The sequence below is a fragment of the Micromonospora sp. LOL_015 genome (genome assembly GCF_048060275.1).
GTDB lineage: Bacteria > Actinomycetota > Actinomycetes > Mycobacteriales > Micromonosporaceae > Micromonospora_E.
In genome coordinates this window covers 346,111-359,615 of the sequence record NZ_JBHMIO010000001.1, presented here as the reverse complement: position 1 = coordinate 359,615, position 13,505 = coordinate 346,111, and the positions used below count along the sequence as shown (strand labels likewise).

Below are 13,505 nucleotides of genomic sequence, written 5' to 3'. Positions count from 1 at the left end.
CGGCTACGAGAATTATTCCTACTGAGAACAAGTTACGCGAGTGTTACAGAGTGACCACAGGCGTCAATGGATCCGGATTTTCGCCATCCGTTGGTCAGTTTCAGACGACCGCGCCGTCGTCCAGATCGTCATCCTCGTCGTGATCCGGCCGCAGCCGCCAGATCAGCGTGACAAAGCCACCGACCACGCCAGCGAAACCGAGCAGGATAGCCAGTCCACGATCCACCGGAAGCACCGTCGGGAAGACGAAGAGGATGAAGCCGGCGATGATCGCCAGTACCCCGAGGACCGCAGCCGACGACAACCGGGGCAGCGGAGGCGGCAGGGGAGGCGTGTAGCCCTCCTCCGGCTCGTCGGGTAACCGGGCACCGAAGGTGTCCAGCCCATCCAGAAGGGACGGCTCGTCGTCCCGCCGTCCGACGGAGATGTTGGTGTAGCCGACCGCCCACGGCAACGGGTCCGGCGTGCCGGTGGCCGTGATCTCCGGCTCGGCGCGGCCGTGAGCATCGTCGCCGGCCCGGCTGTCGCTGTCCCGGCTGTCGCCGGCCCGATCCGCCGGGCCTCGCTCGGTGGCGTCCCGGCCGATGGCGTCCCGGCCGTCGCCCTCGCCTGCCGTCCCGTCCCGGCGTGGACCGTCGGCGAGCGGATCCCGACCGGTCGACCGGCCCTCCACCGGCAGGTTCTCAACCGGCGGCAGGTTCTCGGCGGCCGGCCAGGGCGCGGCGGTGGGGTCCGCCGGAGCCGGAGCGTGATAGTTGGCGATGATGCCGGCCCAGACGGCGTCGACATCGGCGTCCCGACCGGCCGGCTGCCCCGCGCCCGCCGGAACAACCGGGTCCGACGCCGGCGACGTGGTCTGTCCGGACCCGGCCACTGGGGAACCGGAGCGGCTGCCCGGTGCGCCCGGGCCGTCCTCGGCCAACTGCGCCAGGTAGCCCCGGGCGGTGTCCAGGTGTGCCCGGTCGACGAAGAGCCGGTCCACCGGCCGGGCCGGCACGGTGGTCGTGCGGGTGACCGGATTGACGTCCGACGACGGCTGCAGGTAGGCCGCGATCCCACCGGCGGCGAGCACGTCGAGCAGGTGCTCACCGACCCGTGGGTCGACGTCGCCGGCCACGGCGTACTCGGATGCGTCGAGGCCGTTGTCCCGCCGCCCCCGACGCGCGCCACCCGCAGACACCGAATCAACTCCTCACCGGCCGCCGTCGGGCCCTGTCCGCCGGCGGACCCCCGGCCGGGGGCGTGCCGTGCCCTTGAATCGTGACACGCCGGTAGGCGGTTGTGGGAGTGCGTTGTGCGGTGCCGTGCCCGTGAACCTCGCCGCCTGCGGTCACGACGCCAGGGTCGGAGACCAGCGGTAGCCGCCCGCGTCCTGATCGCCGAGGTGCAGCAACCCGGGTGCCTTGTTGCGCAGCGCGAAGCTGCGCACCTCGGCCAGCGCCGGCGCGTCGGCATCGCGGTCGCCGACACGCCGCCACGCCGCCACGGCCAACGCCAACGCGATCATCCGGTCGGTGGTCGCGTCGATGTCGGCGAAACCGGCCGCTGCGGCAGCGTACAGCTCACCTGCCGCGCGGTTTTCGCCGTCGGCCGCCGCCACCGCTGCGGTCACCGTCCGCAGCGCGGCCTCGGCCCACGGGGTGCGATGCTGCACCCGGTCGAGCATCGCCCGGACCTGCCCTGCCGCGCCACGCCCGGCGATCGCGGCGGCGAACGCGGCGGCCGCGATCCATTCGCCGCTGGCCAGCGCGGGGACCTTCGACCAGGACTGGTCCAGCTCGTCGAGCAGCGCTGCGGCCTCCACACCCCGCCCCTGTAGCGCCCGGCACAGTGCGCCCAAGCCGAGGCTGTTCCAGTACGGCCGACGGAAGCCGCTGTCCCGGGCCGCGCGTACCGCGTCGGCGACGTCGTCGACCCCGCTCTGATCGGCCGTGGGTACCGGATCGCCGCGCAGTACCCGCAGACACGCCCGTAGGCCCCGTACCTGGATGTCCCACCGGCCGCTGGGCGTTGCGACGAAGGAGTCGGCGGCGGCGAGGAAGGCGGCGAAGTCCCCGGCGAAGTAGGCACGCATGGCTTCGCCGGAGTATCCGGTGCTCAGCCCGGAGCCGGAGGCGGCACCGGACATCAGCTCCTGGGCGCCGGACCAGTCGCCCTCTTCGCACAACGCGTACGACAGGTTCTGCAGCGCCCGGGGCAGCGCGAGCAGTTGGTGCTCGCGACACATCGCGGTGGCCGCCCGCAGCTCGTCGAGCCCGGACCGGTCCCCGGACTGGTACCGGGCCATGGCAACGGTGATCCGGGCGTTGGCCAGTGTCTCGGTCAGCCTCAACCGGTCGGCGATCTCGGCCGCCGCGCCGGCCGCCGCGACCGCCGGATCCCGTTCCAGGTTGAGCATGTGCAGCCGGCCCAGTTCGGCGTACGCGTCGGCCTTCTGATCGGTGTCCGGCAGCGCGTCGAACAGTTCCACCGCCCGGTCGAGGCAGCGCAGCGCCTCGTCCCGGTCGGTCCGCAGCCAGGCAGCCCGCCCGAGCAGGGTCCAGGCCCGGGCCGCGCACCCCTGATCGTTGACGTCGGCCAGCTGGTCGGCGAGCGTCCTCAGCCGGTCGGCGCCCCCGTCGGCGAGGAAGCCCGGGCCGTCGCGCAGAAACGCGAGCTCGGCACCGAGCAGTTCGAGCTGCAACCGCTCACCCAGCCCGTCGGTGCCGGCGGCGGTCACCAGGCGCAGCGCGCGTTCCACGTGCCCGCTCGCCACGTCCAGCGCGTGCAGGGCGTACGCCCTGCGGGCCGCACGGTGCAGGGCATCCCGGGCGGCCCCAGCGTACCCGTGGGTCTCCAGACCCAGCGTGTCCGCGATCTCGTGCGCCGCCCACCGGTGGTGGGCCAGCACCTCGGCCAGGTCGGTGTCCCGGTCGCCAGCGAGGGTGTCCAACCAGTCGGCGGTCCGGGCGTGCCGGGCAACCCGTTCGTTACGGGGCAACCGCTGGTAGCAGACGTCGCGGACCAGCACGTGGCGGAACCGGAACTCGGGTTGCTGCGCCATCGTCGAACCCGGCTGTTCGTGGACGAAGTCGCGCTGCTCCAACCGGCGCAGCGCCCGGTCGACCAGCTCCACCGGCTGGCCGAGGGCGGCGGCGACCGCGCCGGGCCAGAACTGCACCCCGACCACGGCTGCGGCGAGCAGCACCGCCCGGTCGGTGGCGTCCAGCAGATCCATCCGGTTGGCGATCACCCCGTGCACACTGTCCGGGATCGGCAGCCGATCGCTGCGGGTCAACGCCCAACCACGGCCGCTGCGCCGCAACGCCCCCTGCTCCATCAGCATTCGCACGTACTCGTGGGCGTAGAGCGGGTTGCCGTCGGCCACCTCGATCAACGGGCCGAGCAGATCGGCCGAGAACGGCGCCGCACCGAACATGTGCGCGTACAGTGCGGCCACCCCGGTGTCGCGCAGCGGCGGCAGGGTGACGGTCAGCGCGCCCGGGGTGGTGCCCGCCCAGGCCGGCTCACGGCTGGTCAGCTCGGGTCGGGCGGTGCACAGCAGCAGCAGTGGCACCTGCCAGGCGGAGGCGCCGAGCAGCTCGACGAAGCGCAGCATCGCCTCGTCGGCCCAGTGCAGGTCCTCGAAGACCAGCACGGTCGGCTGCCGGGCGGCCAGGGCGAGCAGGAAGCGCCGCCATGCCGACTCGGTCTCCTCGGCCGGCAGGTTGCGGTGCGGCAGCCCGACCAGTGGGCGCAGCGCGTCGACCAGCCGGTTCGCCTCCGGTCCGACCAGGGCCTGGACCCCGGTGGCCAACTTCTGCTCGGCGACGGTGGCCAGGTCGGTGTCGAGGATGCCGGCCTCGGCCTTGACGATGTCGGCGAGCGCGGCGAACGTGACGTTCTCCCCGAACGGCGGGCACCGCCCGATCCGCCAGGTGACCGGCTGGTCGACAAGCCGTTCGGTGTGCCGAAGCAGTTCCCGGACCAGCCGGCTCTTGCCGATGCCGGCCTGGCCGAGCACGGTGAGCACCTGGGGCCGCTGGTCGCGGATCGACCGGTACAGCGCGTTGACCAGCAGCCCCAGTTCGTGTTCGCGGTCGATCAGCGGGGTCGCGTCGGTCTGCCGGTCAGCCGGCACGGGACGCAACGGGGCCAGCGCCAGCCACACCTCGGTCGGCGACGACCGTCCGCGCAGCGTCACCGCCGGCTGCGGGTCGTAGCGGATCGCCTCCTTGGTCAGCCCGTGCGTGACACCGCACACCAGCAACCCGTCGGCCGGTGCCACCGACTGCATCCGGGACGCGGTGTTGACCACGTCGCCGGCCAGGAACGCCTGGCCACCGTCGCGGGCCGCGCCGGTGTCGACCAGCGCCTCGCCGGTGGCCACGCCGATACGGAACCGGAGTCCCTCGCCGGCGGAAGCGGTGAACTCGGTCAGGGCGCGGCGCAGGTCGAGCCCGGCCCGGACGCAGCGCAGGGCGTCGTTCTCGGTGGCCACCGGCGCACCGAACAGCGCCATCACCGCGTCGCCGATGTACTTCTCCACCACCCCGCCGTACTGGCCGACGACCCGGCGCGCGATGGAGAAGAAGTTCGTCTGCATCCGCCGGACCTGCTCGGGATCGACCCGTTCCACGTACGGCGTGAAGTTGATCAGGTCGATGAACAGGACGCTGACCCGACGTCGGTCCTCCTGACTCGGCTCGGTCGGCCGTCGGCCACCCTGCGGCTGGCCGCAGGAGGTGCAGAAGCTCGCGTCGGCCGCCAGCGGGCGGTCGCAGTGCGCGCAGACAGGGATGAGCGCCGTACCGCAGCCGCCGCAGTAGCGGTCGTCGTCGGCTGCGGTCCGGCCACACTTTTCGCACGGGGCAGCGATGCCAGCCTCCTCGCGGGAACGTCGAGTCGGGAGCCTACTGTCGCATCTGGCCACCTGCCCTGGCCAGCGGCTATGCCCGGCCGGGCGTGGCGGTGCCGGACCCGATCTGCCGGGGGGCCGGATTCGCAGGTCACGGCGGGTGCGTCAGCCCGAGTATCGCCCGTGCGGTCAACTGTCCATAACCGGGCTGTTGGCTAATGGACAGTCCACCTACTGGTGGTACCGGGATACATTCATCTGGCCAGATCAGATCGAGCAGGGGAGTCCTGACATGGTGTACGTCAAGTTGGAGAAGGACTGGACGGACTTGTCCGGGGTCAGCCACGGCGCGGGGGAGATGATCGATCTCGACGCCGGCACGCTGGCGAAGTTGCAGGAGGAGGGGGTCGTGGCCGAGGAGTGGATCGGCCCGACCGGGGAGAAGGTCGGCACCAACTGGATCGGCCCGACCAGCACCCAGCCCTGACGGCGGCAGACGTCAGGCCCGGCGGTACGCGCGCCACGCGTGTACCGCCGGTATCGACCTCATCGGTCGGCCATTCCGGCCCGGCGGCGTAGCGCGGCCACGTCGGTCACCACGATCCGCCGACCTTCGGTACGCAGCCAACCCCGGTTGCTGAACGATCCGATCGCCTGGTTGACGCTCTGCCGGGAGCCACCGGCCATCTCCGCCAGCTGGCTCTGGTTCAGCTCGATGGTGATCATCGGGGCCTGGCTCTCCCCGGCCAGCCGGACCAGCGTCTTGGCCACCCGACCGGGCAGATCGAGGAAGACGTGATCGGCGTTCTGCTCGGTGAGCCGGCGGATCAGCGCACCGAGTGAGCGCATCACCGCGTCGAGAATGCGCGGGTTGGAGTGCACCAGATCCATGAACGCGCCCCGGGACAACGCCAGCGCGGTGCAGTCCTCGATGGCCTCGGCGGACGCCGACCGGGTCGACGCGTCCAGCAGCGACACCTCGCCCAGCACGTCGGGCGGGCGGACGACGGACAACACCGCCCGTTCGCCGGTCGGCGCGGTGCGGAAGACCGCGACGGCGCCCCTTTTGAGCACGATGAGCGACTCGCCCGGGTCGTTCTCGACGAAGAGCAACTGACCCCTGCGGTAGGTGCGGGGCACGGCGGCAGCGATGACCCGTTGCCGGACCTCGGGTTCGAGCCCGGCGAACATGTCCACGCCGGTGAGCGCGTCACCCGGCTCCGGCAGGCGCATCTCCACGGTCCAACCCCTCCCCACCAAGGGCACCATCCCACCGGGGGCACCATCGTGCCCGTCCGGGGTGCATCACCCGACCCAGGCGAACATGAAATAGATACCGTTCGGAGAACGGTGTCAACATCAGATCATGGCTGCCGTGTCGCGTGGTGTACACCCCCACAATCATTTCTGTGACAGTCCTGTGCCCGACAAACCGGCAGGCTAGCGGCCAGATCCACCGGCGGGTGGGGGCCGACACGGGGCCCGGCGGATCCGGCCGTGGGGATGCGGTACCGGTCGGAGCGAGCCGGGCGACGGCGACGCTCCGGCCGGCACCCCGATGGGGGTCTATCTCCGGTATCGGCGAGGATGGCGGTAATGATCTACCGCTACTTCTACGACTGCGAGTTCATCGAGGACGGGCGCCTCGTCGACCTGGTTTCGATCGGTGTCGTCGACGAGCACGGCCGGGAGTTCTACGCGGTCTCCACGGAGTTCGACGGTGCCCGGGCTGTGCCGTGGGTGCGTCGCCACGTGCTCGACAAGCTGCCGTCACCGGCCGATCCGGCCTGGCGGCCCCGGGCGCGGATCCGCGACGAGCTGTACGCATTCCTGGTCGCGCCGCTGCGCGACGGTTCGGCTGCCGAGTTGGAGCTGTGGGCCTGGTACGCCGCGTACGACCATGTGGCGCTGGCCCAGTTGTGGGGGGCCATGCCGGCCCTGCCCCGGGAGATTCCCCGGTTCACCAAGGACCTGCGGCAGCGGTGGGACGACGCCGGTCGGCCGGATCTGCCGGCGTCGGCCGCTGACCGGCACGACGCGCTCGTCGACGCACGCCACAACCTTGCCCGCTGGCAGGTGATCAGCCGGGCCTACCGGCGGTGACCGGGCCAGCGACGGTCCGGTGATCCTCGGGGTCTGCTCGCCCGGTCGCCGGTCGGGCCGATAAAGTGCGCACTGACGGCCCGCCCCGGGCCGGCAACGATGCCGACGGTCTGACCGGACTTCGTTCCTGGGGCTCGAGTGGGTCTTCCGCACAGTTTCCTGGAGGATGAGCGGATCATGCGTATCGGCGTGCTCACCGGCGGCGGCGACTGCCCCGGCCTGAACGCAGTGATCAGGGCGGTGGTGCGCAAGGGCGTCGCCAGCTACGGTCACGAGTTCATCGGATTCCGCGACGGCTGGCGCGGACCGCTGGAGGGGCTGAGCCGGCCTCTCGGTATCGACGAGGTACGGGGCATCCTGCCCCGCGGCGGCACCATCCTCGGTTCGTCCCGGACCAACCCGTTCAAAATCGACGGCGGGGTCGAGCGGATCAAGGAGAACCTGGCGTCCCAGGGCGTGGACGCCCTGGTCGCGATCGGCGGCGAGGACACTCTCGGTGTCGCCACCAAGCTGCACGAACTCGGCGTGCAGGTGGTCGGCGTGCCGAAGACGATCGACAACGACCTCGGTGCCACCGACTACACCTTCGGCTTCGACACCGCGGTCAACATCGCGATGGAGGCCATCGACCGGCTGCACACCACTGCCGAGAGCCACCACCGCACCCTGGTGGTCGAGGTGATGGGCCGGCACGCCGGCTGGATCGCGCTGCACGCCGGACTCGCCGGTGGGGCGAACGTGATCCTGCTGCCGGAGCGCGAGTTCGACGTCGAGCAGGTCGCCACCTACGTCGAGAAGCGGTTCCAGAAGCAGTACGCCCCGATCGTGGTGGTTGCCGAGGGGGCCCACCCGATGGAGGGCCAGATGGTTCTGCAGAACAAGGAACTCGACTCCTTCGGCCACGTCCGGCTCGGCGGCATCGGCCAGTGGCTCGCCGAGCAGCTGGAGGCCAAGACGGGCAAGGAGGCCCGGACCGTCGTGCTGGGTCACATCCAGCGTGGCGGCACCCCCACCGCCTTCGACCGGGTGCTCGCCACCCGGCTCGGCCTGCACGCCATCGACGCCGCCAACGACGGCGACTGGGGCAAGATGGTCGGTATCCGGGGCACCGACATCGTCCGGGTGCCGCTGGCCGAGGCGACCCGGGAGCTCAAGACCGTCCCGCTGGAGCGCTACACCGAGGCCGAGGTCTTCTTCGGCAGCTGACCACCGGGTCCGGGCCGGGATGAGCGGCTCCCGCCAGGGCGCTGCTCCGCCCGGTCCGTCACGGTCCGGTCCGTCACGGTCCGGTCCGTCACGGTCCGGTCCGTCGCGTTTCGGTCCGTCGCGTTTCGGTCCTGGTCGGTCACCGGTCCTGGTCGGTTTGGTTCGGTTCGAGAGAGGATGACGCACGGATGCCTCCCGGCGCGCACAAGGTAGCCGTGATCGGCGCCGGCAAGATCGGCGAGCTGGTCCTCTCCGGCCTGTTGCGGGCCGGCTGGCCGGCCGATCAACTGCTGGCGACGACTCGGCGGCGGGAGCGGGCCGAGGACATCGCGGTGCGCTACGGCGTGTCGGTGGTGGACAACCACACTGCGGTGGCCGAGGCGGAGGTGCTGGCCGTGGCGGTCAAGCCGCAGGACGCCGCCACCCTGCTGGACCAGATCGGCCCCAAGGTGCCGGCGGACAAGCTGGTCGTCTCGCTCTGCGCGGGACTGCCGACCGAGTTCTTCGCCCGCCGCCTACCGGACGGCACCCCGGTGGTACGGGTGATGACCAACACCCCGGCGCTGGTGGATCAGGCGATGACCGCCATCTCCGCCGGCCGGCATGCCACCGTCGAGCATCTTGCCCTCGCCGAGGAGATGTTCCAGCCGCTCGGTGTCACGATCCGGGTGCCGGAGACCCAGCAGGACGCGGTCACCGCGTTGTCCGGCTCCGGCCCGGCCTACTTCTACCTACTGGTCGAGGCGATGATCGACGCCGGAATCCTGCTCGGGCTGCCCCGCCAGGTGGCGCACGACCTGATCGTGCAGACGGCGATCGGTTCGGCGGTGATGCTGCGGGACTCCGGCGAGCATCCGGTCAAGCTGCGTGAGGCCGTCACCTCGCCGGCCGGCACCACCATCTCGGCCATCCGTGAGCTGGAGAACCACGGGGTTCGGGCGGCGCTGCTCGCCGCCCTGGAAGCGGCCCGCGACCGCGCCCGGGAGCTGGCCGCGCAGCAGGGCTGAGGTATTCATTCACGCTCAGCCTCTTCCGCTGAACGTGTCGGCGTGGCTACCGTTTGCGACATAGGTGGTCGTAGGTAGCTCGACGGGAACGAGGTCCGCCGGCGCTGGGCGACCGCCGTACCGGCGTCGTATCGTGACTTCCCCTGCGGCGACGTCGACAGCCGGCCCTGGCTGCCCCCCTGCGGCCGGCTACCGGGCGCGTTCCGCCGACGCGCCCAGTGCCGCCGCCGGCGCACGGCGACCGGCGGCGGCCCGGGGCAGCCGTCCGGGTCAGCGGCCTCGCGTGACGGTCGGCCGCAGTCCTCCCGGTGACCGGTCGACCCACGACGGGTGGTGATGGACCATACTGGCGAACGTGTTCACCCTCGCCCAGGCCCGCCACCTGATGGCAACCCTCCGTCCACGGATCGACGAGTTGGTCCTACTCCGCGCGGACCTGGCTGAGTTGCGGGCTGATCTGGCCGCCGGATCGGACAGCCCGCACGGCGGTCTGGCCGAGGTGAAAGGGCTGGAAGCGCGGATCTACGGGATTCTTGACGAGCTGAACGAGCAGGAGATCCAGGTCAAGGGCGTCGCCCCGGTGCTACTCGACTTCCCGGGCGAGCTGGACGACCGTCCGGTCCTGTGGTGCTGGCTGGAAGGCGACGGCGAGATCCGCTGGTACCACCGCCTGGAGTGTGGGTTCTCCGGCCGCCGCCGGATCTGAGCCCGGGTTCGTCCGAGCGGTTCCCCGGTGCTGCCGGACGACGCCTGGCCGGGGTCGCGTAGCCATCGAGATATCGACATCTTGACGAACTGGTTGATGTGTGAGTAGCGTCTCATGCACTTTAAGGAAAGTTTCCTAAGCAAATGGGGGGACGCCTGATGAGAAGATCACTGCGCCGCGCCGTCTTGGCCGGGGCGCTGGCCGTGGTGACGGCTGCGGCGGCGGTGCCGGTCACTGCGGCGTTCGGCGCCGGCACCATCTCCGCCAGCTTCGCCGCCAGCTCTGACTGGGGTACCGGGCACGAGGTCCGGGTGACGGGCGCCAACGGCTCCGACGCCACCGTCGGCACTTGGCGGATCGAGTTCGACCTGCCGGCCGGCACCACCATCAGCAGCTTCTGGGACGCCGACGTGACGCGCAGCGGTAACCGGTACACCGCGGTGAAGAAGAGCTGGGCCGGTGGCCTCGCGCCGGGAGCCTCGTTCAGCTGGGGCTACATCGGCACCGGCGCATTCCGGGCACCGCAGAACTGCACCATCAACGGGGTCTCCTGTGCCGGTGGCCCGGCCCCGACCACCGCGCCGCCCCCGACGACGGCGCCGCCCACCACGCCACCGCCGACGACTCCGCCACCGCCGCCCGGTGGGCAGAAGGTGGTCGGCTACTTCACCCAGTGGGGGGTCTACGCCCGCGATTACCACGTGCGCAACATCCACACGAGCGGGTCGGCATCGAAGATGACCCACATCATGTACGCCTTCGGCAACACCGCCGGTGGGCGCTGTGCCATCGGGGACAGCTACGCCGATTACGAGAAGGCGTACACCGCCGCGGACAGCGTCGACGGGGTCGCCGACACCTGGGACCAGCCGTTGCGGGGCAACTTCAATCAGCTGCGCAAGCTCAAGGCGATGTACCCGCACCTGAAAATAGTTTGGTCGTTTGGCGGCTGGACCTGGTCCGGCGGTTTCACCCAGGCCGCGCAGAACCCGGCCGCGTTCGCCGAGTCCTGCTACAACCTGGTCGAGGACCCACGCTGGGCGGACGTGTTCGACGGTATTGACATCGACTGGGAGTACCCCAACGCCTGTGGCCTGACCTGCGACTCCAGCGGTCCTGCGGCGTTCCGGAACCTGATCTCGGCACTGCGTGACCGGTTCGGGTCGAGCGCGCTGGTGACCGCAGCGATCACCGCGGACGGCGGCAACGGCGGCAAGATCGACGCGGCCGACTACGCCGGAGCGGTCGGCGACCTGAACTGGATCATGCCGATGACGTACGACTATTTCGGCGCCTTCAACGCGCAGGGACCGACCGCCCCACACTCGCCACTGACCTCGTACCCGGGAATCCCGCAGCAGGGCTTCTGGTCGGACGCGGCGATCCAGAAGCTGAAGAGCAAGGGCATCCCGGCGAACAAGCTGCTGCTCGGCATCGGCTTCTACGGTCGGGGCTGGACCGGCGTCAGCCAGAGCGCTCCGGGTGGTACCGCCACCGGTCCGGCACCGGGCACGTACGAGCAGGGCATCGAGGACTACAAGGTGCTGAAGAACACCTGCCCGGCGACCGGCACCGTCGGCGGCACCGCGTACGCCAAGTGCGGCAACAACTGGTGGAGCTACGACACCCCGGCGACCATCGGCGGCAAGATGAACTACGCCAGGGGCCAGGGCCTCGGCGGGGCGTTCTTCTGGGAGTTGTCCGGCGACACTGGCAACGGCGAACTGGTCACCGCGATCCGCAACGGTCTCGGCTGAAGCTGAAACCACCACCCGCACGGGTGTCCGGGGGCTGCGGGTACGCCGCACCCGGACACCCGGCTCGGGTCACCTGCGGTTGGCGTACTCCTGGTAGGCCTTGACTACCTCGGTGCTCGGCCCGTCCATCCGGATCACGCCGGACTCCAGCCAGATACTGCGCTCACAGGTGTCCAGAATCGACTTGTTACTGTGGCTGACCAGGAAGACGGTTCCGGCCTCGGCCCGCAGCTCACGGACCCGTTCCTCGCTGCGCCGCTGGAACGCGGCGTCGCCGGTGGCCAGCGCCTCGTCGATCATCAGCACATCGTGGCTCTTCGCCGCGGCGATCGAGAACCGCAGTCGGGCCGCCATACCCGAGGAGTAGGTCCGCATCGGCAGCGACGCGAAATCGTCCCGTTCGTTGATGCCGGAGAACTGGACGATCCCGTCGTACTTCGCCCGCACCTCCGCCGGGCTCATTCCCATCGCCAGGCAACCGAGCACGACGTTACGCTCGCCGGTCAGGTCGTTCATCAGGGCGGCGTTCACCCCGAGCAGGGACGGCTGACCCTGGGTGTAGACCTTGCCCCGGCGCGGCGGCAGCAGGCCGGCCACCGCCCGCAGCAGGGTGGACTTGCCGGAGCCGTTGCTGCCGATCAGCCCGATCGCCTCGCCACGGTGCGCCACGAAGCTGACGCCGCGAATGGCGTGCACCTCGCGTACCGTCGGGGCCTGCTTGCGGGTCGCGATCCGCCGCAGCGCCGCGACCGGGCTGTTGCGCCCGCCGCCGCCGGTGTTGATCCGGTAGACGACGTGCAGGTCGTCGACGATCACGGTGGGCACCCGGGTGTCGGCCCCGGAAGCCGGTGCGTCCAGCAGGTCAGCCACGGCCGTACTCCTCCTCGGCACGCCAGAAGTAGATGAAGCCCACCACACCCATCAGCACGGCCCAACCGCCGGCCGCCGGCCACAGGTACCCGGGCGGGCTGCCCATCGAGTCCATCAACGCGTAGCGGACCAGGTCGATGTAGACCGCCATCGGGTTGAACTGCAGCACGGTGACCACCCAGCCGGGCAGGTCGCCGGTAAACCGGTCGATGCTGTAGAACACGCCGGATGAGTACAGCCAGGTCCGCATCACGAACGGCAGCAGTTGGGAGAGGTCACTGGTGCGCGCCGCCCAGCGGGCCACCATCATGGCCAGCCCGCCGCTGAACAGCGTCTGCAGCAGCAGCGCCGGGATCAGCAGCAGCCAGCTGAAGTCGATCCCCTCACCGGTGGCCAGCATGATGACCGCCAGCACGGTCATCGACGGGGCGAGTTGCTGCAACTGCACCAGCACCGAGGTCAAGGGCAGGCTGGCCCGGGGGAAGTGCACCGCCCGGATCAGATTCATGTTGTCGCCGATCGACCGGGCCGAGGTGGTCACCGCCTGCTGGGTGAAGGTGAAGATGAAGATCCCGGTGCAGAGGTACGCGATGTAGTTGTCGATGCCGCGGTCGGTGCCCAGCAGCAGTCCGAAGACCAGGAAGTACACCCCGGCGTTGGCCAGCGGGGTGATCACCTGCCAGATCTGGCCCAGCCGGGCGTTGGTGTACATGGCGATCAGCCGGGCGTTGGAGTACGCCCAGATGAAGTGCCGCCGCGACCACAACTGCTTGACGTAGGCACCCAGCGACGGACGGGCACCGCTCACCGCCAGGCCGTGTTGTCGGGCCAGCTCGGCGAGGGTGGGCCCGCTGTCCGGTTCCAGCGTCACGGTCGTGCCACTGGTTGGCTGCCGCATCCGATCTGTCCTTCCATCAGCCAACGCTGCCGCTCGTGCACACCCGCGCCCCTCTCCGACGGGTACCTCTCGTCCCGGACGCCGCGACGACGGTGCCGCGCGACCCGCTGGCACGGGTGGT

11 protein-coding genes are annotated in these 13,505 nt (G+C 70.6%); 6 read left to right on the top strand and 5 right to left on the bottom strand.

What is annotated here, in order from left to right; genetic code table 11:
• Positions 1-100: 100 nt before the first annotated feature.
• Positions 101-1,180 (bottom strand): DUF308 domain-containing protein, encoded by a 1,080-nt coding sequence (locus tag ACFHWU_RS01510; RefSeq protein ID WP_416589640.1) that lies wholly within the window; start codon positions 1,178-1,180, stop codon positions 101-103.
• A 150-nt stretch (positions 1,181-1,330) separates the two neighbouring features.
• Positions 1,331-4,912, bottom strand: coding sequence for an ATP-binding protein (locus ACFHWU_RS01505; RefSeq protein WP_416589639.1), 3,582 nt, complete (start codon positions 4,910-4,912; stop codon positions 1,331-1,333).
• 217 nt (positions 4,913-5,129) lie between these two features.
• Here ACFHWU_RS01505 and ACFHWU_RS01500 point away from each other — a divergent pair, with 217 nt between their 5' ends.
• Positions 5,130-5,324 carry a hypothetical protein gene (locus ACFHWU_RS01500; protein WP_416551578.1) on the top strand — a complete coding sequence of 65 codons (195 nt, stop codon included), beginning with the start codon at positions 5,130-5,132 and terminating at the stop codon, positions 5,322-5,324.
• Between the two features lie 59 nt (positions 5,325-5,383).
• Here ACFHWU_RS01500 and ACFHWU_RS01495 read toward each other — a convergent pair whose 3' ends face one another.
• The gene (locus tag ACFHWU_RS01495) at positions 5,384-6,076 is read right to left on the bottom strand and encodes a Crp/Fnr family transcriptional regulator (protein WP_123602718.1); all 693 of its coding nucleotides are present in this window, start codon (positions 6,074-6,076) and stop codon (positions 5,384-5,386) included.
• A 357-nt stretch (positions 6,077-6,433) separates the two neighbouring features.
• Between ACFHWU_RS01495 and ACFHWU_RS01490 the strand changes: the two genes are divergently transcribed.
• From ACFHWU_RS01490 to ACFHWU_RS01470, 5 genes are all read left to right on the top strand, one after another.
• Entirely contained in the window at positions 6,434-6,940 is a 507-nt protein-coding gene (locus ACFHWU_RS01490; RefSeq protein ID WP_416551579.1) for a polyadenylate-specific 3'-exoribonuclease AS, read from the top strand.
• Positions 6,941-7,117: 177 nt separating this feature from the next.
• The gene (locus ACFHWU_RS01485) at positions 7,118-8,146 is read left to right on the top strand and encodes a 6-phosphofructokinase (RefSeq protein ID WP_278170326.1); all 1,029 of its coding nucleotides are present in this window, start codon (positions 7,118-7,120) and stop codon (positions 8,144-8,146) included.
• Between the two features lie 188 nt (positions 8,147-8,334).
• Complete coding sequence (gene proC, locus ACFHWU_RS01480; protein WP_416551581.1) at positions 8,335-9,153, top strand: pyrroline-5-carboxylate reductase; 819 nt, start codon at positions 8,335-8,337, stop codon at positions 9,151-9,153.
• A 355-nt stretch (positions 9,154-9,508) separates the two neighbouring features.
• Positions 9,509-9,859, top strand: a complete 351-nt coding sequence (locus tag ACFHWU_RS01475; protein WP_123602715.1) for a DUF2203 domain-containing protein — start codon at positions 9,509-9,511, stop codon at positions 9,857-9,859.
• Positions 9,860-10,017: 158 nt separating this feature from the next.
• Entirely contained in the window at positions 10,018-11,616 is a 1,599-nt protein-coding gene (locus ACFHWU_RS01470) for a glycosyl hydrolase family 18 protein (RefSeq protein WP_416589638.1), read from the top strand.
• Positions 11,617-11,685: 69 nt separating this feature from the next.
• On the opposite strand, the gene ACFHWU_RS01465 is transcribed toward ACFHWU_RS01470, so the two are convergent.
• Together ACFHWU_RS01465 and ACFHWU_RS01460 are read right to left on the bottom strand one after the other, a co-directional pair.
• Positions 11,686-12,486, bottom strand: a complete 801-nt coding sequence (locus ACFHWU_RS01465; RefSeq protein WP_282231549.1) for an ABC transporter ATP-binding protein — start codon at positions 12,484-12,486, stop codon at positions 11,686-11,688.
• A complete protein-coding gene (locus ACFHWU_RS01460) occupies positions 12,479-13,384 on the bottom strand; it encodes an ABC transporter permease (RefSeq protein WP_278170320.1) in 906 nt (301 codons plus the stop codon). Before ACFHWU_RS01460 ends, ACFHWU_RS01465 begins: the two co-directional genes overlap by 8 nt.
• Positions 13,385-13,505: the final 121 nt, after the last annotated feature.

Excerpts from the sequence above, each read along its gene's own strand:
- ACFHWU_RS01500 (WP_416551578.1), top strand. The coding sequence starts at position 5,130 with ATGGTGTACGTCAAGTTGGAGAAGGACTGGACGGACTTGTCCGGGGTC.
- ACFHWU_RS01490 (WP_416551579.1), top strand. The coding sequence starts at position 6,434 with ATGATCTACCGCTACTTCTACGACTGCGAGTTCATCGAGGACGGGCGC.
- ACFHWU_RS01485 (WP_278170326.1), top strand. The coding sequence starts at position 7,118 with ATGCGTATCGGCGTGCTCACCGGCGGCGGCGACTGCCCCGGCCTGAAC.
- proC (WP_416551581.1), top strand. The coding sequence starts at position 8,335 with ATGCCTCCCGGCGCGCACAAGGTAGCCGTGATCGGCGCCGGCAAGATC.
- ACFHWU_RS01470 (WP_416589638.1), top strand. The coding sequence starts at position 10,018 with ATGAGAAGATCACTGCGCCGCGCCGTCTTGGCCGGGGCGCTGGCCGTG.
- ACFHWU_RS01460 (WP_278170320.1), bottom strand. The coding sequence starts at position 13,384 with ATGCGGCAGCCAACCAGTGGCACGACCGTGACGCTGGAACCGGACAGC.